General features: G+C 71.5%; 22 protein-coding genes. 10 read left to right on the forward strand and 12 right to left on the reverse strand.

All coding sequences use genetic code 11. The features are described from left to right. Positions 1-1359: 1359 nt before the first annotated feature. Both NLX94_RS35830 and NLX94_RS35835 read left to right on the forward strand, forming a co-directional pair. Entirely contained in the window at positions 1360-1998 is a 639-nt protein-coding gene (locus NLX94_RS35830) for a hypothetical protein (RefSeq protein ID WP_239516702.1), read from the forward strand. After that, the gene (locus NLX94_RS35835) at positions 1995-2468 is read left to right on the forward strand and encodes a MarR family transcriptional regulator (RefSeq protein ID WP_112453053.1); all 474 of its coding nucleotides are present in this window, start codon (positions 1995-1997) and stop codon (positions 2466-2468) included. The genes NLX94_RS35830 and NLX94_RS35835 overlap by 4 nt, the downstream gene beginning before the upstream one ends. A 109-nt stretch (positions 2469-2577) precedes the next feature. Here NLX94_RS35835 and NLX94_RS35840 read toward each other — a convergent pair whose 3' ends face one another. From NLX94_RS35840 to NLX94_RS35865, 6 genes are all read right to left on the reverse strand, one after another. Further along, positions 2578-3474 (reverse strand): sigma-70 family RNA polymerase sigma factor, encoded by an 897-nt coding sequence (locus NLX94_RS35840; RefSeq protein ID WP_254387451.1) that lies wholly within the window; start codon positions 3472-3474, stop codon positions 2578-2580. A gap of 14 nt (positions 3475-3488) precedes the next feature. Continuing rightward, the gene (locus tag NLX94_RS35845) at positions 3489-4043 is read right to left on the reverse strand and encodes an XRE family transcriptional regulator (protein WP_254387452.1); all 555 of its coding nucleotides are present in this window, start codon (positions 4041-4043) and stop codon (positions 3489-3491) included. A 9-nt stretch (positions 4044-4052) separates the two neighbouring features. Beyond that, positions 4053-6338: a helix-turn-helix transcriptional regulator gene (locus NLX94_RS35850; protein WP_254387453.1), complete on the reverse strand. Its 2286-nt coding sequence runs from the start codon at positions 6336-6338 to the stop codon at positions 4053-4055. A 126-nt stretch (positions 6339-6464) separates the two neighbouring features. After that, positions 6465-7379, reverse strand: coding sequence for a ParB/RepB/Spo0J family partition protein (locus NLX94_RS35855; protein WP_254387454.1), 915 nt, complete (start codon positions 7377-7379; stop codon positions 6465-6467). Next, the gene (locus NLX94_RS35860) at positions 7376-8647 is read right to left on the reverse strand and encodes a ParA family protein (protein ID WP_254387455.1); all 1272 of its coding nucleotides are present in this window, start codon (positions 8645-8647) and stop codon (positions 7376-7378) included. The genes NLX94_RS35855 and NLX94_RS35860 overlap by 4 nt, the downstream gene beginning before the upstream one ends. A gap of 218 nt (positions 8648-8865) precedes the next feature. Continuing rightward, entirely contained in the window at positions 8866-9552 is a 687-nt protein-coding gene (locus NLX94_RS35865; protein ID WP_254387456.1) for a ScbR family autoregulator-binding transcription factor, read from the reverse strand. 319 nt (positions 9553-9871) lie between these two features. Between NLX94_RS35865 and NLX94_RS35870 the strand changes: the two genes are divergently transcribed. The 4 genes from NLX94_RS35870 (at position 9872) to NLX94_RS35885 (ending at position 13583) form a co-directional block, all read left to right on the forward strand. Then, positions 9872-11041, forward strand: a complete 1170-nt coding sequence (locus tag NLX94_RS35870; protein WP_254387559.1) for an epoxide hydrolase family protein — start codon at positions 9872-9874, stop codon at positions 11039-11041. Positions 11042-11131: 90 nt separating this feature from the next. Continuing rightward, complete coding sequence (locus NLX94_RS35875; RefSeq protein WP_254387457.1) at positions 11132-12052, forward strand: NAD(P)-dependent oxidoreductase; 921 nt, start codon at positions 11132-11134, stop codon at positions 12050-12052. Between the two features lie 6 nt (positions 12053-12058). Continuing rightward, on the forward strand, positions 12059-13033 hold the full coding sequence (gene sigJ, locus NLX94_RS35880; RefSeq protein ID WP_308402628.1) for an RNA polymerase sigma factor SigJ: 975 nt from the start codon (positions 12059-12061) through the stop codon (positions 13031-13033). Positions 13034-13076: 43 nt separating this feature from the next. Beyond that, entirely contained in the window at positions 13077-13583 is a 507-nt protein-coding gene (locus NLX94_RS35885) for a DinB family protein (protein WP_254387458.1), read from the forward strand. Between the two features lie 19 nt (positions 13584-13602). Here NLX94_RS35885 and NLX94_RS35890 read toward each other — a convergent pair whose 3' ends face one another. From NLX94_RS35890 to NLX94_RS35900, 3 genes are all read right to left on the reverse strand, one after another. Beyond that, positions 13603-14154, reverse strand: a complete 552-nt coding sequence (locus NLX94_RS35890; RefSeq protein ID WP_254387459.1) for a flavoprotein — start codon at positions 14152-14154, stop codon at positions 13603-13605. A 146-nt stretch (positions 14155-14300) separates the two neighbouring features. Further along, positions 14301-14543, reverse strand: a complete 243-nt coding sequence (locus tag NLX94_RS35895) for a hypothetical protein (RefSeq protein ID WP_254387460.1) — start codon at positions 14541-14543, stop codon at positions 14301-14303. Then, the gene (locus tag NLX94_RS35900) at positions 14540-15433 is read right to left on the reverse strand and encodes an alpha/beta fold hydrolase (protein WP_254387461.1); all 894 of its coding nucleotides are present in this window, start codon (positions 15431-15433) and stop codon (positions 14540-14542) included. Before NLX94_RS35900 ends, NLX94_RS35895 begins: the two co-directional genes overlap by 4 nt. A gap of 138 nt (positions 15434-15571) precedes the next feature. Here NLX94_RS35900 and NLX94_RS35905 point away from each other — a divergent pair, with 138 nt between their 5' ends. The 3 genes from NLX94_RS35905 to NLX94_RS35915 all read left to right on the forward strand — a co-directional run bounded on the left by NLX94_RS35905 (position 15572) and on the right by NLX94_RS35915 (position 17725). Next, positions 15572-15772 (forward strand): DUF4287 domain-containing protein, encoded by a 201-nt coding sequence (locus tag NLX94_RS35905; RefSeq protein ID WP_254387462.1) that lies wholly within the window; start codon positions 15572-15574, stop codon positions 15770-15772. Positions 15773-15850: 78 nt separating this feature from the next. Further along, complete coding sequence (locus tag NLX94_RS35910; protein ID WP_254387463.1) at positions 15851-16705, forward strand: NAD(P)H-binding protein; 855 nt, start codon at positions 15851-15853, stop codon at positions 16703-16705. A gap of 69 nt (positions 16706-16774) precedes the next feature. Continuing rightward, positions 16775-17725, forward strand: a complete 951-nt coding sequence (locus NLX94_RS35915; RefSeq protein ID WP_254387464.1) for an AraC family transcriptional regulator — start codon at positions 16775-16777, stop codon at positions 17723-17725. A 3-nt stretch (positions 17726-17728) separates the two neighbouring features. Here the strand turns inward: NLX94_RS35915 and NLX94_RS35920 are convergent, their stop codons facing one another. The 3 genes from NLX94_RS35920 to NLX94_RS35930 all read right to left on the reverse strand — a co-directional run bounded on the left by NLX94_RS35920 (position 17729) and on the right by NLX94_RS35930 (position 20649). After that, a complete protein-coding gene (locus tag NLX94_RS35920) occupies positions 17729-19453 on the reverse strand; it encodes a hypothetical protein (protein ID WP_254387465.1) in 1725 nt (574 codons plus the stop codon). 77 nt (positions 19454-19530) lie between these two features. Further along, the gene (locus NLX94_RS35925; protein WP_254387466.1) at positions 19531-20016 is read right to left on the reverse strand and encodes a GNAT family N-acetyltransferase; all 486 of its coding nucleotides are present in this window, start codon (positions 20014-20016) and stop codon (positions 19531-19533) included. Positions 20017-20157: 141 nt separating this feature from the next. After that, complete coding sequence (locus NLX94_RS35930) at positions 20158-20649, reverse strand: DUF1772 domain-containing protein (protein ID WP_254387467.1); 492 nt, start codon at positions 20647-20649, stop codon at positions 20158-20160. A gap of 126 nt (positions 20650-20775) precedes the next feature. Between NLX94_RS35930 and gdhA the strand changes: the two genes are divergently transcribed. Continuing rightward, entirely contained in the window at positions 20776-22230 is a 1455-nt protein-coding gene (gene gdhA, locus NLX94_RS35935; RefSeq protein ID WP_374684063.1) for an NADP-specific glutamate dehydrogenase, read from the forward strand. The last annotated feature ends 160 nt before the right edge of the window (positions 22231-22390 follow it).

The following is a 22390-nucleotide window of genomic DNA, read 5'->3' on the forward strand; positions in this document are numbered from 1 at the left end:
CCCGCGGAGCGGGTACCCAGGCGCTGCGCGCCTGGGAGCGGAGCTCGCCCGCTTCGCGGGCGAGGGGGCCTCCGCTTCGCTTCGGCCTGGAGGCCAAAGGCCTCCAGGGGGCCCAGGCGCTGCGCGCCTGGGAGGGGAGCCCGTCTGCTTCGCGGGCGGGGAGGGCCTCCGCTTCGCTCCGGGCCTCCGCTTCGCTTCGGCCCTGGAGGCCTTTGGCCTCCAGGAGCTCCTAGGCGCTGCGCGCCTAGGAGCGAACCTCCTCCGCTTCGCGGAGGAGGCCGGCCCTCGCTTTGCTGCGAGCCTGGGAGTGGAGCTGCTCCGCTTCGCGGAGCAGCCGGGCTGAGGCCTGCTTTACAGGGCCAGTGTTTCGAGTGTTTCGAGGGTGTCTTCCGCTTCGCTCAGGCTTAGGAGCCAAAGGTCCCCGTGCAGACAGGCGCTGTGAGTCTGGGGGAAGTTCTTCCGGCCCAAGGAAAGGTTGAGCAAGGGGGTGATGGGCTGAAGGGGAGTAGGAGGTGGGGTTCAGAAGTACGGAGGTTTTGCTTGTCGTTGGGAACTGGTCACTGATGTTGTTCGGAGGTTTAGGGGTGCTTGCTGCGGAGTTCGGTGGGGCTTGGAGAGGTCTAGAGGGAATCGGGAGACGTTGAGTCCAGTGAGGGGTTGTGACCTGGAGTTTTAGATGGGTCCCTCATGGTGTTAACGAGGGTGGGGGTTGGGGTGTTAACGGCGTTAATGGAGGGGTGATTCAAAGTGGGGTGTGGATAGAGATGGGAATCAGTCAGATTCTGCGGGCTTGTGGCTGAGGAGCGAGGGGTTCCGCTGGGGATGAAGGGCCTGAGAGAGCGTCAGTTATTGGGCGCGCAGCTCGCCTCAGGTGCCGTTTCAGACGGCGTTGAGGGCTTGAGCGGGAGCGTCCACCGGCCTATAGAAGGTACGGAGATGCGTCGTTGCAGGTCAGGGGCGGTGCAGGGGAAAAGATATGTCCCCTCAGGAGGGACATATCTCGGTGGTTGTGTCGCTGCTAGGGGGACACAACGACTGCGAAACGTCAATGGCGCTGACGTAAAATGGGCTAAAACGTCGGGGTGGCTGACGTATTGGGGGAGATCTGTCGGCTAACTGCTGGGGGAGTGGGTGGGGTTGGCCGGCGGGGTGGGGAGGGGGGTCCGGGGGTGGTGTGGCTGAGATATGTCACCTGTGAGGGGACACAAGACACGCCGAACGTCAACGAGCGTGACACTTGTGTCACCCTTGTTGACATACTGATCTCCGCAGATCAACGGAGTGGAGAGCAGCCTCGTGTCATCAGAGCCACAGCGCCGCCGGGGCAATCCGGTAGGGACCCCGCGTCCCGATCTGCCGGTGGACGACGCGATCTCCGCGTGGAGTCAGCCCCTGGCTCCGGTCAAGGATCTGGACAGCCTCGCGAAGCGGTACCCGACGCGGAAGCTGACCTTGGACGGCGAGCGAAAGCCGCTTGAGTTCTACGGGACCGAGAATCAGCCGAATGCGTTCTCGATGGACAGCCTGGAGTTCTTCCTCGTCATCGCCCAGTACTTCCGGGAAGCGCTGCCGCTGAGGCTGATCCTGCTGCTCATCGCCTGCCAGCGGGCGGGGGGGCGGATTCCACTTACCCAGGAGGAGATGGCTACCATCCTGGATGTCAGCCGGACCAAGACGTCGGAAGCTCTGCACACGGTGATGTCTCATGGGATCGTCTTCAAGGTGCGGCGGGGTGTGTATCAGTTCAACCCGCCCTACAGTTACCGGGTAGCGGAGTTCATCCCGGGTACCGAGATGACGGGTGAGTTCGTGAAGGTGGAGCAGCACGGGACCATCTCGCAGATTCGTAGCGATACGAGCCTGCCGGACCTGGTGCGCTTCCCCTCGCTGGACCACATGAGGCAGGCCATCGCGGAACTGCGGGCCGAACGGGCAAGAGAGCGCGCTGCGCGTCGGGTGAGCCGGACGAAGCGCACGGGAGAAGGGACGGCTCAGTGAGCACCTTGCGATTCGCTGCGGTCAACGCCGATGGGCTGCTCTCCGACCTCGACCTGCCGCCGGCGGCGTACCGGGTACTGCTGAAGCTGCGTTCGCTCAGTGAGCCGGGCGGGCGGATCCTCATCGACCAGGCGACGGTCGGCGGGATGCTGGACCTGAGCCGGCCGAGCGTGAACGCCGCGCTGCGGAGCCTGGAGCTGGCGAAGCTGGTCAGGAAGATCCGGAACGGGGTCTACCAGATCAACCCGATGCTGGCCGGGTACACCTCTTTCGAGGACGCGGTCGCCGCTGTGAACGAGATGGATGCGGACGAGCGCCTGGACGCGCGGGGCTATGTGGCCAGCTACCACCGGGCGGTGGCGGCGTATCAGGACCAGCTCGCCGAGCAGCGCAAGAAGCGGGCGGCTCAGGCCGTCGCGAAGAAGGCGGCGGAATCGAAGCGGCGTAGGGCGCTGCACGCCGTTGGCTGAGTAGTGGCGTTTGAAGGGCTTCTGAGGGGTGCTCAGGGGCTTGTGGGGGCCCCGGAGTACTCCGGGGCCCTTTGTGGTGTCCGGGGGCCTCAGGGGGGCCTGGAAGGCCTCAGGGGAGTGCGGGGACGCTGATGTCCAGGCGGGCCAGGGCGGCCGGGGTGGTGAGGACGGACACCTGCGTGATGCGGGTGTCCGGGATGGTGAAGAGCATGACGCGGAAGCCGCCGTCGACGCGGGCCACGACGCCCACCCCGCCGTCGATCAGCGCGGGCTGGGCGCTCTGGGCGAACTGCGCGAACGTGGCCGCCTGACGGGCCACCAGGGCGGCTCCGCGGAGGGTGGCGAGGGCGCCGGCCGCGCCGTTGTCGGCGCGGGCCACGACATCGGGGTCGAGGACTTCGAGCAGTGCCTCGAAGTCCCCGCCGCGTGCCGCGTTGAGGAAGGCGCTGACGATGCGGTGCCGGTGGACGAGGTCGGGCCGGGGCGCTGCTTCGGCGCCGCGGACCCGGCGGCGGGCGCGGCTGGCGAGCTGGCGGGCCGAGGCGGGGGTGCGCTCGGTGATCAGGGCGATGTCCTCGAAGGGCACGGCGAAGAGGTCGTGCAGGACGAACGCGAGCCGTTCGGCGGGGGCCAGCCGGTCCAGGACGACCAGGAGGGCTGCGCCCACCGAGTCGGCGAGCAGGGCCTCGTCCTCGGGGCCGGGCGTGTCGGTGGAGTCGCCGGGGACGGGCTCCACCGGGCGGGCTTCCAGGGGCTCTTCGCCGCGGGAGGTGCGGGAGCGGAGCACGTCCAGGCAGATCCGGCCGACCACGGTCGTCAGCCAGCCGGCCAGGTTGTCGATCGCGGCGGACTCCGGGGATGCGGAGCGGCTGAGGCGGAGCCAGGCCTCCTGGACGGCGTCCTCGGCTTCGGCGAGGGAGCCCAGCATGCGGTAGGCCACGGAGCGGAGGTGCGGGCGTACCTGCTCGAAACGTTTCGCCAGCACGTCCTGCTCGGGCCCGGTCACTGCTTCGCCCCTCGTCAGAAGTTGAGCTCCACGTAGTCGATGTCGGTGAACTCTACGAGGAGGCCCTGGGCACGGGCGCCGTTGTCCTTGAAGTAGATCTCCTGGAGCCCCTCGGCGGTGATGCCGCGGAGCTGGGCCTCGGTGGCTCCGGCCTCGTGGGCGCTGAAGAGGCGGGAGGCGTACTCCGGGGGGAGGTGCTGGGTGATGCGGCGCATCCGGCCGTCGTCAGTGGTGCCGGGGGCGGCGCTGAAGCCGAAGCGGGCGCGGGTCTCGATGACGAGGCCGGTCTGCTGGGCGGCCTTGTCGCGGGCGCGCTTGCGGACGAGGGGCTGCCAGCGGCGGCGCACCTCGCGCTCCAGGCGGGCGGAGAGGGCCGGCTTGGGCTGCTTGATCTGGTCCTTCACGTACCGCTCCACCGTGCGGCGGGAGATGGCCAGGAGCTCGGCCACCGCCTTGGTGGACTTGAGCTGCTTTACGAGGTAGCGGATCTGGGCGCCCGCCGATTTGGGGATGGGGCGGGTGAAGTTCAGTTCGTCGGCGCGTTCGAGGCTGTCGCTGATCTCGGACATGGGTGGCTCTTACTCTCCGTCGGCCGCGGCGTCGTGGCCCTTGATGTGGCGGGCGGGGTTGTGGCGTTCGTCGAGCAGCTGAACGGCCCAGAGGAGGGGTTGGGTGCCCTCGTGCTTGACCATGCCCGGGCTGACACCGAGGCGGAAGCCGCCGGGCAGGGGCTTGCCCTCGGGGGTGCGGGGGAGGAAGTCGAGGGGGCTGGGGCCGTCGGAGAGGTAGACGGCGCAGTCGGAGAGGACGGCGATGGGGTAGAGGTCCGCCGCTGTGGCGAGCTTCTGCATCTTGCGGTGCATGTTGACGCGGGCCGTGGAGATGACGGCGGCGCGGATGTCGGGGCGCCAGGTGGGGCGTTCGAGGGCGGGCCAGCTCTCGCCGGGGCGGTAGCCGGCGCCCTGCGGGCGTTCGCGGAGCTTGCCGATGCCGCCCTTGACGGTGGACTTGATCGCGGAGAGGACGGCGGTCTGCGGGGCGGGGGTGTCGGGGTCCCCCTTGTACTCCGCCATGGCGTCGAGGAACGCGGAGTCCGTGAGGGCCGGGTGGACGCCGAGCTCCGCCATCGTCGCCATGTAGGCGTCGCGCAGGCGGGTGTACCAGGAGTCGAGGTACGGGCCGTGCTCCGGGCGGATCCAGGCCTCGGTGGCCCGGACGGTGAGGCCGAGCTCCTGGGCGTAGGCGAGGGTCGGAGTGGCGTACCAGGCCGGGCCGGTGGGCGGGCGGCCGTGCGGGGTGAAGGGGCTGGGGAGGCGGGGGTCGAGGGTGGCGGCTTCGGCGGAGAGGTCCACGAGCCAGGAGCCGGGGAGCTTCGGGTCGAAGCGGGGGCCGTCGGTGTGGACCGCGGGGCCGGTGCCGACGAGGAGGCGGTTGGCGGCCGCGGCGAAGGCCATGTTCACGTCGATGCCGACGGCGTGGGTGCGGGTGCACTCGGCGTCGGTGAGGAGCTGGGGGTCGCGGATCCAGTCGTACGCCTCCTCGTCGAGGACCTGGTCCGGGGTGCGCTGGTGGGAGCGGGGGTAGAGGGCCGCGACGACCGGGTGCTCGTCGGGGGCCTCCGGGGGAGCGGGGTCGACGGGGCGGGTGAGGGAGCCGGGGACCGGGGCGGAGACCCAGGTGTTCGTGGACTCGTCGCGGGCGGCGCGGGTGGGCGGGCGCAGCGCGGTCATCAACTCCAGGCCGGACACGGCCGTGGAGCCGCGGGGGGTGAGCACGCGGGTGGCGTAGGAGGTGAGCAGTTCGGCGAGGGCCGGTGCGGGGAGGTCGGCGGTGTGCTCGCCCCAGGCGCGGGGGTCGAGGGCGCCCCAGGGGAGGATCGCGAGCTGGACGCACTGGCGGCCGGTGGTGGGGGTGGCCGGGCGGTAGATGCGGGGCCAGGGGCCGAAGCCGCGGCGGGTCAGCTGCCATTTGGCTTTGGTGAGCTGCTTGATGACCGGGTGGTCGTCGGGGAGGCGGAGGCCGCGGCGGTCTTCGAGGACGAGGGGGAGTCCGAGTGCCTCGGTGGCGGCGGGGGTGAGGACGAGGAGGGGGTCGCCGTCCTTGCCGTTGCGGTGGAGGCGGGGGGAGCGGAGGTTGGCGGCGGGGGAGAGGGCCCATTCGACGAGGGCGGGGAGGGTGGGGGTGGTGGGGGGTGTGAGGACTGCGCCTCCGGCGGCGTGGGCCTTGCCGGTGCCGTCCAGTACGGCCAGGGGGCCGTTGCCCTCCGGGGTGGGGGAGTGGGGGGTTGGTTTGGCGGCGGCCGGGCGGGGGGTGGGCGTGTGGGCCGGCTGGGGGCGGGGGGTGGCCGTGGCCGTGGGCAGGGCTGCTGCCGGCTGGGGGTGGGGGGTGGTGGGGGTGGCTTGCGGGGGGGTGGGGGGTGCGGGGGGGCCCTGCGGGGCTGTTCCCCTCCCCGCCCCTTCCCGAAACTGGGGCTCCGCCCCAGGCCCCGGGTGCGGGGGCGTGGCCTCGGGGGCGGTGCCTTCGGCGTGGGGCTGGGGGGTGGCGTTAACGGCGTTAATGGGTGCCGCGGGGGTGGGGGTGTTAACGGCGTTAATGGGGTGGAGGTCTGCCAGGCCGTTGAGGAGGCGGGCGTAGGCGGCGCGCTTGGGCGGGCGGGGGGCCGTGCGGCCGGTCTCCCAGGAGGTGACCGTTTCGCGGCGGACGGCCAGGGCCTGGGCGATCTGGTCCTGGCTCAGGCCCGCGGCCTCGCGGAGGCGCTTGCGCTCGTCCGGGTGCGGGAGGGCGTCTTGTGCCGCGGCCTCTTCCAGCAGGGCATCGACCGCGGCGAAGAGCGTGGTCTGTTCGTTTTCGTGCGCGTTGGGCATGGGCACCTCCAGGCGCAGCTTATGCGAACCGCACCTTGGAACGCACGTGAAACACACGTGGGGGCGGTGGTGGTCCCGGTTGGTCGGGCCAACGCCCCCTTCGTGGGTGGGTGAGTGGGTGGTCGGTTAGATGCGGGTCAGGAGGAGTTCTGTCACCGCCTTCAGGTCGTCCGGGGTGAGGTGGGCGGTGAGGGCGTCCGCGATCGTGTCCGGGGAGTCCGCCGTGATGGTGATGCGGCGGGGGGAGGGGGTGGGGGAGAGGTCGGGGTCAGGGGTGGGGTCCTGGGTGGGGTTCTGGGTGGGTGGGGTCGGGCGGGTGCGTTGGCGCGGGGGGTTAACGGCGTTAACGGCTTCCTCGGCCGCGGATGCCTGGTCCTCCTGGGGGAGGCGGCCGATGCGGCGGGCCGGTTCCACCTTGAGTTCGCCGGTCTCCACCTTGTCCTGGAGTTCCGGGGTGAGGTTCAGGAGGGTCAGGCGCTGGGAGACCCAGGCCGGCGTCTTGCCCAGGCGCTTGGCGACCTGGGCCTGGGAGCCGTGCACCTCGACGAGTTCCTGCAGGGCGCGGGCCTGGTCCATGGGTGCCACGTCGACGCGGTGGACGTTGGCGATGAGCGCCGACTCCAGGATGTCCGCCGCCGAGGAGGCGAGGGAGTCGTTGACGTGGATCTGCATGGTGCGAAGGCCTGCCCGCTGGGCCGCCGCCAGGCGCCGGTTGCCGTCGATGACCACGTACGGGGCCCGGCCCAGGCTCTCGGCGTTGCCGGGGTGGGCCTCCATGAAGGCCATGCGGGTGGCGACCGCCAGGGGCTGGAGCTGGCCCCGGGCCGCGAGGGACGCGGCCAGCTCGTGGATCTCCGTGAGGTCCTCGCGGAGGTTGAAGGGGTTGTGGGCCAGGGCCTCGATGGGGACCTCGGAGGGCGGGACCACGCCGGAGGTGGGGGCGCCGGTGGCTTCGGCGATGGCCGCACGGCGCGGACTGATGCCGACGGGCTGGGCGCGGGCGAAGGAGCTCGAGACTCCGAGTTTGTCGGCCTTGCTCATGAGATCTCCCTTGCGAGGGCGCGCAGGGCGACGGCCTGCTCGCCCTTGGGTGCGTAGACGAACAGCGGCTGCTTCACGCGGACCGCTTCGCGCTGTTCCTTGAGGTCGGGGACGATCGCCACGACCCGCGGATCCTTTATGTCCATCCAGGCCTGGAGCGAGCTGGTCGCGATGTAGCCGCGCCGGCCGTCGTAGAGGTTGACGACGAGACCGAGGTAGTCGATGTCGAGGCTGAGGTCGTCGCGGAGGTCGTTGATCTGGGAGGTGAGGAGGTCGTAGGCGTCCGCCGAGGAGTCCTCCGCCTGGACCACGATCAGCGCGCCGGAGGCGCCCGGCTGTTCGGCGTCGCGGCGTCGCCCGTAGTAGATGGCGGCGTCCATGCTGAGGCCGAGGCTCGGCGGGCAGTCGATGAGGATGACGTCGTAGTCGGCCTCCACGGGGGCCAGGGCCCGTTCGAGCGCGGCCTCGCGCGCGCGGACCGTCGAGAGGCGGACGTCGAGGAGGAACGCGTCCGTGCAGGCCGGGAGGATGTGGAGGCGGTCGCCGAAGTGCTCGTCCGGGATGGGGACGATGAGGTCGGCGAGGGGGCCCTTGGCTTCGCCCGCCATGTGGCAGGTGAGGCTGTCGCCGCCGATGGGCAGGGGCTGGCGTCCGAGCTGCTTGGTGAGGTGGCCCTGGGGGTCGAAGTCGACGAGCAGGACGCGCATGCCGAGTCCGGGCAGGTCTTCCAGGTCGACCGGCGGGGCGGAGGCGGCGGCGTCCGGGGTCGTGTGGTCGCCGTCCTCGGTGGCCGAGAGGCGGGCCAGTTGGCGGGCCACGCGGACCGGGTGGAGGGTGTCGGGGTCCTCCGCGAGGGCTTCGGCGGTGCCGGCGGTGATGGCGGTCTTGCCCACGCCGCCCTTCTGGTTGCACACGACGATGCGGCGGACGACCGAGGGCCGCTTCACGGTGGGGGCCGGGTTCATCTCCAGCCAGAGGGAGACGGCTTGGGCCAGTCCCTGGATGAGGGAGACGCCGCGGTCCTTGGAGCCGGTGCGGAAGGACTCCCACTGGCCGGCGGGCAGCCAGGTGGAGAACGATTCGGCGCCGGAGGTGTCGACGGGGGAGGGGGAGGAGGCGAGTGCGGTCCATTGGGCGATGCCCTGGTGCACGGCGTCCTGGATGTCCACCCGCAGCTGGGCGGTGCGGATCTTGAGCTCCTGGCGCAGCCACGGAGGGAGTTTGGAGACGACCTTCTCACGGTCGCTCGGTGACGAGGGCGAAGTCATGTGAGGGACTTTACTAACGTCCATGGGTGTTCGTGAGCGCCACGCTTGGGTTTTGCTAACGAAGTGGTGGCGATCGGCCGGGAACGGCCGGGAACCGGCCGGGAATCGCCCCCCCTGGACCCGAGGGGGCGGGTGGCGGACAGGGCGGCCTCGCACACGCCGTAGTGAGCACCCCCGTGGTTCACCACGGCGTGTGCGAGGCCGCCCTGGACGCGTCGTCAGCCGGCCGCGGCCGGAGAGGAGTCCGGGGCCGGAGGGGAGTCCGGGAGCCCCAGTTCGGATCGGCACTCGGGGGAGCCGGTCGGGTCGAAGCGGGAGATGCGGTCCGCGGGGACGATGCCCGGGAGCATGAAGTTCCACAGGTCGGTGACCCGGGCGTGCAGGTCGTCGCGGTGGGTGCGTACGTGAGAGGTCACCTGGATGCCGGTGAACGCGCCGACGAGCATGGTCGCCACGTCGTAGGAGTTGACCGAGGGCAGGACGTCGCCGCGTTCCTGGGCCGGGGCGAGGCAGCTGTGGCAGGTGTCGATCCAGGTGTTGTACGGGCTCGGGTCCGGGTCGGTGAAGGAGCCGAACTCGATGACCAGGCGGATCCCGGCGCGGATCCGGACGTTGGACCGGAGCCCGAACGCCATCCGGTGCGTCAGGTCGATGGCGGTCTGGAGGCCCGGCTCCGGGATCGCGGGCAGCCCCTCGGAGACCTGGAACTGCTCGTCCATCAAGGTCCGGGCGAGGGCCTCCTTGGACGAGAAGTGGAAGTAGAGCGCGCCCTTGGTGACTCCGGAGTGGCCGACCACGTCGGTCAGGCTCGTGCCGTGGAAGCCGGTCCGGTCGAAGGCGATGGCCGCGCCGTCGAGGATCGCCTGGCGGGTGATCTCGGCTCGTTCCTGTCTGGCCCTCGCCATGCGGGTTCTCCCTGGGGTCGCGGTGGTTGGGCGAAACCGGGAGGTGGTCACCGTGGTTCGGCCAGGACCAATCTAGACAGATGGGCGTGAAGAAAACCAGTCGGCCAGTACGTTTTGTGAAGTGGATCATTAACGGCGTTAACGGTGGAGGGGGCTGGGCGTCCCGCGGGGTGAGTGGCGCGAGGCATTAACGGCGTTAACGGTGGGGGTCTGAGGGTGGGGTCTGGGCCGGGGGCATTAACGGCGTTAACGCTTCGGGTGTGAGGGTGGGGCGTGGGGCGGGGGCATTAACGGCGTTAACACTGGAGGGATGTCGGGCATGGGTGGTGCGGGGTCGTGGGCGGTGCCGTTTCGGCTGGAGGTGGCGCAGGCCGAACTGGACGATCTGGGGCGGCGGCTGGAGCTGGCGCGGTGGCCCGACGAGTTGCCGGGGGCGGGGCGGGCCTACGGGATGCCGCTCGGGGAGCTGCGTGAGCTCGCGGAGTACTGGAGGAGCGGCTACGACTGGCGGGCCGCCGAGGCCCGGTTGAACGAATGGCCGCAGTACACCACCGTGATCGACGGGGCCCAGGTGCACTTCGCGCACCTGCGGTCACCCGAGCCGGATGCGACGCCGCTGCTCATGACCCACGGATGGCCAGGCTCCTTCGTGGAGTTCCAGAAGGTCGCGGGACCGTTGACGGATCCGCGGGCGCACGGTGGGGATCCGGAGGACGCCTTCCATCTGGTGCTGCCCCACATTCCCGGCTTCGCCCTGTCCGGGCCGACCACCGAGCGGGGATGGGAGTTCAAGCGGGTCGCGCGGGCCTTCGGCGTGCTGATGGAGCGGCTCGGGTACGAGGAGTACGGAGTCCAGGGCGGCGACTGGGGAGCCGCCGTCTCGCGGGAGCTGGGGCGGATCCGGCCCGGGAACGTGCGCGGGGTGCACCTGAACCTGCTGCCGGGCGGCGGTGCCACCGCCGAGCCCCGGCCGGAGGAACTGGCCGCGCTGAGCCCGGCCGAGCGGGAGCGCACGCTCGCCTCCTGGGAGCGGTACCGGGTCTGGGCGCGCGAGCGGCAGGGCTACGCCGACATCCAGGCAACCCGGCCGCAGACGCTCGCGTACGGGCTGAACGACTCGCCGGTCGGGCTGCTCGCCTGGATCGGGGAGAAGTTCGCGGAGTGGGCGGACCCGCGCTGCCCCGTGGACCGCGACCAGATGCTGACCAACGTGACGCTGTACTGGCTGACGGGGACCGCCGGCTCCGCCGCCCGCATCTACTACGAGCGTGCCCACGCCGACTACCGGGGCGCCGCGCCCGAGGTGTCGAGCACTCCGACCGCCCTCGCCGACTTCCCGCGGGACAACTTCGTACCGCTGCGGCACATCGCCGCGCGGACCGACCGCATCGTGCGCTGGACCTCGTACGAGAAGGGCGGGCACTTTCCCGCGATGGAGGTTCCGGAGCTGCTGGTGGGTGACGTCCGGGCCTTCTTCCGGTCGCTGTGAGCCGGGTCACTTCCGGGCCGTGTCACGTTCCGGGGCGGCCGTCGGTCCCATGGACGACGGCGCGAGGAGCGAGCGGAGAAGGAGACGGCCATGAAGGTTCTGCTGGCGGGTGCGAGCGGGGTTCTGGGACAGCGGGCGGTACGGGCCCTGCGCGCGGCCGGGCACGAGGTGGCCGGTCTGGGCCGGGGCGCCGGGATGGACGTACGGGCCGACCTGCTCGACCGTGAGGGCCTGCTGCGCGCCGTGGACGGGCTCGGCTTCGACGTGGTGGTGCACGCGGCGACGGCGCTGTCGGGGAAGGCGATGGCCCGGCACCGGGACATGGCGGGGACGAACGCGCTGCGCACCGAGGGGACCGTCAACCTGCTGGCCGCGGCGCGGGAGACCGGGGCGCGGCGGTTCGTCGTGGAGTCGATGATGTTCGGCTACGGGTACGGGGACCACGGCGGGGCCGTGCTCGGCGAGGACGACGGCTTCGGACCGCGGGGGGCGAACGTCTGGCTGGAGCGGCACGTGGGCGCCATGCGGACCAAGGAGGAACTGGCCTTCACCGCCGACGGGATCGAGGGGGTGAGCCTGCGCTTCGGGCTGTTCTACGGGGCCGGCGTCACGGACGTCCACGTGGTGCCGATGCTGCGCAAGCGGGCCCTGCCCGTGGTGGCGGCCAAGGGGCGGGCGCTGAGCTGGGTCGACGTGTCGGATGCGGCGGACGCCGTGGTCGCCGGCGTGGAGTCGGGGCTGCCGGGGCAGGCGTACAACATCGCCGACGACGAGCCGCTGGGGTGGGACGCGCACATGCGGGCGGTGGCCGCGGCGTTCGGGGCGCCCGCGCCGCTGACCGTACCGCTGTGGGTGCTGAAGGCGGCTCCGCTCGCGCACACCATCATGGGGACGGATCTGCGGCTTTCGCACGCGAAGGCGCGGCGGGAGCTGGGGTGGGCTCCGACGTACGGGAGCAGCGCGGCCGGGGTGGGTGCGCTTGCGGAGGCCGCGGAGGCGGCGGCAGCATGATCGTCCGTGAGCACTGCTGAGCACCACCTCCCGGAGGCCTCCTCCGATGCCCTCGGGCCCTTCACCGCCCATCGGCGGCTGCTGTTCGACGTCGCCTACCGGATGCTCGGCAGTGTCGTCGACGCCGAGGACGTCCTCCAGGACGCGTGGCTGAGCTGGGACCGCGCGGACCGGTCGGCGGTCCTCAACCCGCGGGCCTACCTGGTGCGCACGGTCACCAACCTGTCGTTGAACCGGCTCACCTCCGCCCGTGCCACCCGAGAGACCTACATCGGGCCGTGGCTGCCCGAGCCGCTGCTGACCGAGCCGGCGACGAGTGCTTCCGGGCTGGGCGTGCCCGATGGTGCGGAGCGGGTGGAGATCGGCGAGGCGGTTTCGACCGCGATGCTGGTGGTGCTGGAGAGCCTGAGCCCGCTGGAGCGTGCCGTGTTCGTGCTGCGGGAGGTGTTCGGGTACTCGTACGCGGAGGTGGCGGGGGTGCTCGACCGGGCGGAGGCGACCGTACGGCAGACCGGGCACCGGGCGCGGGCCCACGTACGGGCACGGCGGCCGAGGTTCGCCACCGATCCCGGGCAGCGCGGCGAGGTGACCCGGCGGTTCCTGGATGCGTGTGCGGGCGGGGACCTGAACGCGGTGATGGAGCTGCTCGCCCCCGGGGTGACGGCCTGGTCGGACGGCGGCGGCAAGGTGACGGCAGCCCGTCGTCCGCTGCACGGGGCCGACCACGTGGCGCGCTGGCTGCTGGGGATGCTGGCCAAGCCCTCGCTGCGGGCGGTGACCCTGGCGCCCGCGCGGGTCAACGGGGAGGAGTCGGTGGTGTTCGTGTACGGGGGAGCCGCGTGCGCGGCGCTGACCTACGACCTGGACGCGGTGGACGGGCGCGTGGTGAACCTGCGGTTGCAGGTGAATCCGGAGAAGGTGGCGGGGCTGGCGGGGTGGGGAACGGGCGGGGGCGGGCCATCGGGGGTGGCCGGGGGGTGAAAAGGGTGTGCGTGGGGTGCCGTGGGGCTGTGATCATCATCTGATGATCGATGAGCAGCGAACGCGGCCCGTGCTGGTGGGCGATGAACGGGCCACCCTGACCAGCGTGCTCCAGTGGCAGCGGGACACCCTGATGATGAAGTGCGCCGGGCTGTCGGACGAGCAGCTGCGGCGCCGGGCGGTGGCCCCGTCGGGGCTGAGTCTGCTCGGGCTGGTGCGGCATCTCGCGGAGGTCGAGCGCGGCTGGTTCCTCAATCTCGTGGGCGGCGAGGACGTGCGCGGCTACTTCGGGCAGAACGAGGCCGGGGAGTGGAGGGAGTTCCACGTGGACGACGCCGATGTCGCCGGGTCGTTCAAGCTCTGGGAGGACACCTGTGCGCGCTCGCGGGCGATCGTGGACGCGGCCGAGTCCCTTGATGTGACCAACTCCTACGAGGGCCAGGCCTACTCCCTGCACTACGTGCTGGCCCACATGATCGAGGAGTACGCCCGGCACAACGGGCACGCGGACCTGCTGCGCGAGGCGATCGACGGGAGCACGGGGGAGTAGCGGCGGACGGGCCGACGGCTCAGGCGGCGGTCGCCGTGGTGCGGTCCACCGCGTCCAGGGCTGCCGCCCAGGGGAAGTGCGGCGGGGCGTCGGGGCCGGCCGGGCCGGGGACGAATCCGCCCTCGCCGAAGAGGACCGAGGCACCGGCGCCGCGCAGGACGGCCAGGGACTGGTCGAACTGCGGGTGGGCTGCGAGGGCGGCGTTGGTGCAGGGCATGGTGACGACGGGGGTGCCCTTGCCGACGGCCTCGGCGGCGACCCCGACGACGAACCGGTCGGTGAGGCCGAGGGCCCAGGCGTTGACGCTGTTGAAGGTGGCCGGGGCGAAGAGCAGGGCGTCGGCCGCCGGCCATACGTCGGGCTCCCCGGGCAGCTTGTACTGCCAGCGGACCGGGTGGCCGGTGAGCGCGGCGAGACCGTCGAGGCTGCCGGACAGCCAGTGCGCGGCGGTGGGGGTGAGGCCGAGGCAGACGTCCCAGCCCCGGGACTGGGCGTCCTCGATGACATGGGCCACGTCGAAGACGGGCGGGGCGGCGGAGCAGAGCAGGTAGAGGGTCTTCGTCGTGGTCATACCGCAATGTGATCATATTGCTCGACCTGTGGTTGACCGAGGTCCGTTGCCGGTGGGGGCCGGTGGTGGCCGGTGGACGTGACGACCCCCGGACCGGGTGCGGTCCGGGGGCCGGGAGGCCGGAGGGGCCGGGGTGGGCGTGCGGGTCAGCCGTGGGAGACGGTCTGCTGGGCGTCGCCCGCGGTGAACGCGGCGAACGCACCCGAGAAGTCGGTCAGGTCGTCGGCGGCCGGGCCGGGCACCAGGCCGGTGAACTCCTGGGAGAACTCCCCGACGGTGCTGGTGGCGGCGTCCGCGAGCTGCGGCTCGGTGGCGGCCATGGCGGGGGAGGCGACGGCGAGGGCCGCGGTGCCGGCGATGAGGGCCGTGGTGACGATGCGCTTGATCATGTCCTGGTGAACGACGTGGTCTTGAGGGGGTCACAAGGGCCACCCGGTTGCCGGAACTGTGCGAGGAACGCGGACAGCAGGGAGTGGACGGCGGCGGGGCGGTCCAGGTGCACGTCGTGGCCGGAGCCCGGGACCGAGACCGCTGTCGTCGGAGTGGAGGGTTCGGCCGGGTCGGTCGAGTCGGCCAGGTCGAGCATGTGCATGGACTCCTCGGGCGGGACGATGCCCTTCTCCCCGATGATCAGCAGGGTGGGGCACCGGACCGCGCGCCACTGCGGCCACCAGTCCCGGGTGGAGTTCTCGGCGATGGAGGCGACCATCACCGAGCGCTCGAAGCGCGGGTACCAGCCGTCCGCGCGCTGCTCCAGGCCGGCTGCCCAGGCCTCGCCGTTCAGCCCCTGGCCGGTGAGGAAGGTGCGCGCCTCGGCGAGGGTGGGGAACGGGACCGGCCAGGAGTCCAGCCAGCCGCCGATCTCCTGCGGGGTGCCCGGGTCGGCCTGGGCGGCGCCGGCATCGACCAGCACGAGGCCCCGTACGAGATCCGGGTGGGCGGCTGCGGTGAGCATCGCGGTGTGACCGCCGAGCGACTGACCCACCAGCACCGGGCGGTGCAGGCCCAGCTGTTCGCAGACGGCCCGCACGTCCGCGACGTACGCGGCGCGGGAGAGGTCCGCCGGGCGGCGCTCGCTGGCTCCGTGGCCGCGCTGGTCCACCGCCACCACGCGGTGGTGCGGGGCCAGGTGCGCGGCGGCCGCGTCCCATTCGCCCGCGTGGCCCGCGAGGCCGTGGAGGAGGACGACGGGGGCTGCCGGGGCGGGGTGGTGGGAGTTCCAGTCACGGCAGGTCAGGCGGACACCGGCTCGGGTGACGGTGCGTTCGGTCCACATCATGCGGAGATCATCCGATGTTTTCCGGGTGGGGCCGATGAGTTTTCGCGGGCGGCCCGGTCTACCTCTCGTACGGCGTCGCCGCAGCGCGTGCGGCAGACGGAAAAGACAGACGGAAAAGACAGAAGGAAGAGGACCGCCATGACCGAGCCGGTGAAGGGCCCCGCCAGCTACTTCCCTTCCATCGAGAAGAAGTACGGCCGTCCGGTCGCGGAGTGGCAGGAGCTCATCCGTGCCTCGCCGCTGACCAAGCACATGGAGCTCGTCGGCTGGCTCAAGACCGAGTACGGGATCGGGCACGGGCACGCCAACGCGCTCGTGAAGCACACGCTCAGCGAGTAGGTGGGCGTGGACGCAGGCGTATGCGGTTGAGCTTCTGGGCGATGTTCCGTCTCAGGGCGGGAGAGTTGACTGGTGTCCATGACGAACACGACGCAGCAGACGCAGAACGACACCGACATCGACACCACCCCTCGCACGCTGGTCATCGGCGGCACCGGGAAGACGGGCCGGCGCGTGGCGGAGAAGCTCACCGCCCTGGGCCGTCCGGTCCGCATCGGGTCGCGTTCCGGTGAGCCCGCCTTCGACTGGAACGAGCCCGCGAGCTGGGGGCCGGCCCTGGAGGGCGTGGACCGGGTGTACGTCACCTACTACCCCGACCTCGGCTTCCCCGGCGCCGCCGAGCACGTCGGGGCCTTCGCCCGGACGGCGGTCGCCGCCGGGGCCCGCCGGCTGGTGCTGCTCTCGGGGCGCGGCGAGGAGGCGGCGCAGCGGAGCGAGGACGCGCTGAAGGAGTCCGGGGCCGACTGGACGGTGGTGCGCGCGGCCTGGTTCAACCAGAACTTCGACGAGAGCTTCTTCCTGGAGCCGGTGCTCGCCGGCGAGATCGCCCTGCCGACGGCCGACGCCGTCGAGCCGTTCGTCGACACTGAAGACATCGCCGACGTGGTGGTGGCCGTGCTGGGCGACGACCGGCACATCGGCCGCACCTACGAGCTGTCCGGCCCGCGGCTGCTCAGCTTCGCCGAAGTCGCGGCCGAGCTGTCGAAGGCGACCGGGCGCGAGATCTCGTACGTCCCGGTCTCGCAGGATGACTACCGGGCGGTGCTGCGGGAGAACGGCCTGCCGGAGGAGTTCGTGGACCTCTTCACGCTGATCACGGACGGGCGCAACGCGCACCTGGTGGACGGGGTCGAGGAAGTGCTGGGGCGCAAGCCGCGGGACTTCGCGGACTTCGCGCGGGAGGCGGCGGGCCGCGGGGTCTGGGACGTGTAGGGGATGGGTGGGCGGGTGGCGGGCGGGCCGGGCCTGGGCGCGTGGGACTCGGGCAGGGAGAATGGGCCGATGGACACGCTGACGGCTCTACTCGAAGGCCCCAAGGCCAAATCGGCCTTCCTCATCAAGTGCGTGTTCAACCCGCCCTGGTCGGTCCGGGTCGAGGACCGGGCCCCGCTGTCGGTGATGACGATGGTGCACGGATCGGCTTGGGTGCTGCCGGACGGGGGCGAGCCGGTGCTCGTCGGCCCGGGCGAGGCGGCGCTGGTGCGGGGACCGGTGCCGTACACCCTCGCCGATGCCAAGGACACGCCCCCGCAGATCAGGGTGGGCCCGGACCAGCGGTGCAGCACGGTCGAGGGCGGGGAGGACGTATCGGACTCCATGGCCCTCGGGGTACGGACCTGGGGGGCGCCGGAGGGGTCGGTGGTGATGCTGAGCGGCACCTACCAGGACCCGGGCGAGATCGGCAGCCGCCTGCTCGACGCGCTTCCGCAGGTGCTGGTCGGACCGGTGGACCCCTCGCTGGTCGGGCTGCTGGGCGTGGAGATCTCCCGGACGGAGCCGGCCCAGGAGCTCGTCCTGAACCGGATCCTGGACCTGCTGCTGATCGGCGTCGTACGCGGCTGGCTCGCGGAGCGCGGTGGCGCCGAGAACGACCCGGTCACCGGCCCGGCACTGCGGCTGCTGCACGAGAACCCCGCCTACGGCTGGACCGTGGAGTCGCTGGCCCGCAGGGTCGGGGTCTCCCGGGCCGCGCTGGCCCGCCGCTTCACCGAGCTGGTGGGCGAGCCCCCGATGGCGTACCTGACGGGCTGGCGCCTGGCGATGGCGGCGGACCTGCTGCGCGACCCGTCCACCACGCTCGCCTCGGCCGCCCACCGGGTCGGCTACAGCTCGGCGTTCGCCCTCTCGACCGCCTTCAAGCGGGTACGGGGGGTCAGCCCGCGGGAGTACCGGGCGGGGGCGGTGGCGGCCGACGCTGCTGCGGCTGCGGCCACCGCCGCGGTCGCGGGGTAGGGGTCAGGGGGTCGGGGCGGTGAAGCCCGTCACCTTCGGGTGCGGGGTGGCCGTGCCCTTGCCGGGGTGGATGGTGAAGGCGCCGGTGGGGGAGACCGACCAGAGGTCCGGGAGGCCGTCGCCGGTGAGGTCGCCGTCCGAGCCGACACGGGGGGCCGCTTTGGTGGTGAGGGTGGCCAGGACCGGGCCGGCCGCCGGGTTCGCGAAGGCGGACGGGGAGTTGAGGGCGAAGGCGCGGATCGTGCCGTTGGCCTTGGAACGGGCCCAGAGGGTCGGGAAGTCCGTGCCCCGGGCGCGGCCCGGGGTCAGGAGGTCGTAGCCCGACCAGTCGGCGGTCGAGAGCAGGGTGGCATCGGCGAAGCGGCTGACACCGACTGCACGGGCCAGCCAGAGGCGGCCGTTCTCTACGTAGAGCAGGGAGCTGGGCGGCAGGACTCCGCTGGGGCTGCTGTCACCGGTGACGGATCCGATCGCGGCGATGGCGGTGACACCGGACCAGTCGTCGCCGGCGCCGTGGTCTGCGCAGGGGATCGGCTTCTTCGCGGTGTTCAGGCACGTGGTGGGCTTGTTGACGGTCATGGCGCTCTCGCCGGGGAACAGGCCGTCTCCCCCGTTGCGGTAGCGGTAGAGGACCGAACCTCCCGGGGCATGCGCGAAGAGGTCGTCGACGAGTGCGGTGGTGAGGCTTCCGCGGTGGGTGTACTGGATGCCCGCCCAGCCGAGGCCGGCGGGGGCGGCTCCGTGGTGCGAGTTGGCGGGTATGCGGGGGTCCGTGACGCCGGGCTTGCGGAGGTTGCCGGCTGCGTCGGGGACCAGGACGTCCGGCTTGCCGTCCTGGTCGACGTCGCCGAAGACACTGTGGGGACGGGGGTTGGAGGGGACGTAGAAGGAGTAGGTGACGGGCCGGGAGACGTTGCCCGCGTTGTCCATCAACTCGACGAAGAGGGAGGTGGTACCCCAGGTCGGCGGGCGGAACTTGATCTTTGCCGCACCGTTCGTCAGACGTACGACGTGCAAGTCGGTGGCCTCGTCGGAGCACTTCCAGCCGACGGACGAGGTGCTGCTGGTGCTCCAGCGGGCGCAGGCCGCACCGGAGCCGGTGTCGGCCGCGGTCAGGGTGAGGGTGCCCTCCTGGCCGGGGTACTTGGTCGGCGTGATGCCGCTGTCGGAGGCGGGGAAGTCCTTGGACCTGATCCGGCCGGTCGGCTGGGTGCGGTCCACGCGGAAGTAGCACCACGGCGTGTACGGGCTGGTCAGCTTCGAGTTGCTGAGGCGGGCGCGCCACGCGTACTGCTTGCCGTGCGTCAGGTCACTACCGATGTACGCCCGGTGGTCGGCGGCGCCGGTGCCGCTGCCGGAGTGGTTGGTGCGCTTGCCGCCGTACGTGGTGTCCCACAGCTGGAAACTGGAGGTCAGAGCCGTGCCCGCCGGGGCCTTGCCGGTCACGGTGAAGGTGACCTCGCCGTTGCCGACCCAGCCCGGGCCGTCGCCGCTCAGGTCCTTGTCGCAGGCGGAGTAGCGGTCCTCGCCGTGGAAGCCGGGCGTGGGGCTCGTACGGGGCGCCGAGACCTTCGGGGCCGCGGGGTCCGTGGTGGCCGCGGTGGCGGCCGGGACGGAGAGCAGGCTGGCGCCGAGCGCCAGGGCGACTGCGGCGGCACCGGGCAGGAGGCGCAGGCGGGGCCTGGGGCGCGCTCCCGTGTGCGGGCGTGGCTGTGCTGTGGGCTTCATGCGGACGGTTCCCCCCTGGGAATGTGATGATTCGCAGTCTGCAACTTGTCAGAAGAATCCGCAGACCGCAGCGGCATTTACAGGTTGGCGATTTCTACGACGGCCACGGTTTCGCCGTCGCTCTCTTCGCCCGTCGGGCGGAAGCCGAGGGAGAGGTAGAAGGGTTCGGGGGTGCCGGGGCCCGTGTGCCAGGTGACGTAGGCGTGGGTGGTGCCGCGGCGGCGGAGTTCGGCGGTGACCTCCTCGACCGCGAAGCGGCCGTAGCCCTTGGACTGGTGGGCGGCCGAGATGTTCAGGCGCCAGAGGCCGGAGCGGATGTCGTGGGGGTCCTTGTCGGGGTCCCAGGCGATGTCGAGGAAGGCCATCACGAAGCCGACGACCTCGTCGCCGTCGAGGATCGCCCGGGGCCAGGCCGTCTCTCCGTGGGCGTAGGCCTCCGCCAGTGACTTCACGACCGGGGAGACGAGGTGCTCCTGGTCGGGGCGGACCGACAGCGCGCAGACGGCGTCGAGGTTGTCGGGGGTGATCGGGGCGAGGCGGAGGGAGGCGGAGGGGGTGCGCATTTGCGCAGCCTATGCGGGGGGTGCGTGTGGGTTGGCGGGGGGTGGTGGGAGCCTTCCGAGGGGCGGCGTACGTCGTCGGGCTCTGCGCGGCGGCGCTGACGGGGCCGGCGCGGGCGTCCGTACGGTACGTGCGGCGGCCGTCTAGGCCGAGGTCGCCAGGAGGGCCCAGGCGTGGCAGGCCAGGGCGGCGGTGCAGAGGGCGGTGCGCCAGCGGTTGGCGGGTACCCACTTGGTTTCGAACGCGGTGCGCACGGCGGCCGGGTCCGTGATCCGCTCGGCGGGCCCGGCCGCCTCCAGGGCGTTGTTGAGCGGGATGTTCACCCGGCCGGTGACCGCGACGGCGAGCACGTAGAGGACGAGGGCGCCGGTCAGGGCGGGGAGCGGTGCGTGCTCGCCGGCGGGCAGGTGCAGGGCCAGGGCGAGGCCGGTGAAGAGGAGTGCGCCCAGGAAGGCCAGCATGAACCAGCCGTTGATGATGGAGGTGTTCACGCGCTGCATGACGGAGATGAGGGTCCGGTCGTCGGAGCGCTTGAGCGCGGGCATCACCGAGACGTCGAAGGCGAAGAAGAGCCCCGCCATCAGGCCCGTGGTGAGCGTCGCGGCGATCAGGGCGGCGAGCCGTGCGATGTCCATGTGGCCTGTCTACGTCTTCCCGATTGGTTCTGTCCATGGTGGCGCGGGGGTCGATGAGAGCAGGCCGGAAAGGCTCGTGGCGGTCGGCGGCGGGCGGAGTACCCTCCGGCTGGAGACTGTGTTCGGATGAGAGTTTCCGCCATGCGGAAATCAGGTCCGGAGCTTCGAGCCGCATCTCGGGGCCGGTCCCCGCATCGAGACCTGGAGGAACAGACCGTGACGGACGCCAAGGACCCGCAGGGCCGGCTGGACGCGCTGCGCGCCGACATCGAGCGCCGCAACCCCGCCCAGCCCGAGTTCCACCAGGCCGTACGGGAGGTCCTGGACACCCTGGCCCCCGTGTTCGCGGCACGCCCCGAGTACGCGGAACCGGGTGTGGCCCTGCTGGAGCGGCTCACCGAGCCGGAGCGGCAGATCATCTTCCGGGTGCCGTGGACCGATGACCGTGGTCGCGTCCACGTCAACCGTGGTTATCGGGTGGAGTTCAACAGTGCGCTGGGCCCGTACAAGGGCGGCCTGCGCTTCCACCCGTCCGTGGACATCGGCGTGGTGAAGTTCCTCGGCTTCGAGCAGGTCTTCAAGAACGCGCTGACCGGGCTGGGCATCGGCGGCGGCAAGGGCGGCAGCGACTTCGATCCGCACGGGAAGTCCGACGCGGAGGTCATGCGCTTCTGCCAGTCGTTCATGACCGAGCTGTACCGGCACATCGGCGAGCACACGGACGTCCCGGCCGGTGACATCGGTGTGGGTGGGCGTGAGATCGGCTATCTGTTCGGGCAGTACCGGCGCATCACCAACCGCTGGGAGGCCGGCGTCCTGACCGGCAAGGGCCAGGGCTGGGGCGGCTCGCTGATCCGTCCTGAGGCCACGGGCTACGGCAGCGTGCTGTTCGCCGCCGAGATGCTGGCGGTGAAGGGGCTGTCGCTGGACGGGCTGTCGGCGGTCGTGTCGGGTTCGGGCAACGTGGCGCTGTACACGATCGAGAAGCTGCAGCAGCTCGGCGCGAACCCGCTGACCGCGTCGGACTCGCAGGGGTACGTGGTGGACGAGAAGGGCATCGACCTCGCGCTGCTGAAGCAGATCAAGGAGGTCGAGCGCGGGCGCGTGAGCGACTACGCGCAGCGTCGCGGGCCGTCGGCGCGGTTCGTGCCGGGCGGACGCGTGTGGGAGGTGGCGGCGGAGGTGGCCTTCCCGTCGGCCACCCAGAACGAGCTGACCGCCGCCGATGCGCGGACGCTGATCGAGAACGGGGTCAGGGCGGTGTCGGAGGGCGCGAACATGCCGACGACGCCGGAGGCGGTGCACCTGCTGCAGGCGGCCGGGGTGTCCTTCGGGCCGGGCAAGGCGGCGAACGCGGGCGGTGTCGCGGTCAGCGCGCTGGAGATGGCGCAGAACGCGGGGCGCACGGCGTGGAGCGCGGAGCGGGTGGAGTCGGAGCTGGCGGGGATCATGCGGGACATCCACGCGGTGTCGTACGCGACCGCCGAGCGGTACGGCTCCGCCGGGGATTATGTGACCGGGGCGAACATCGCCGGGTTCGAGCGGGTCGCTGACGCGATGCTGGCGCAGGGGTTGATCTGACGCGCTGAGGTGGGGGCGGGGGTGGGGGTGTCCCCTACCCGCCCTTCCTCCGTTCCGGGGGGGGGGGGGGGGCGGGGGGGTGAAAAGGGTGTGCGTGGGGTGCCGTTGGGCTGTGATCATCATCTGATGATCGATGAGCAGCGAACGCGGCCCGTGCTGG

The organism is Streptomyces sp. TBY4 (assembly GCF_024213195.1).
Taxonomy (GTDB): domain Bacteria; phylum Actinomycetota; class Actinomycetes; order Streptomycetales; family Streptomycetaceae; genus Streptomyces.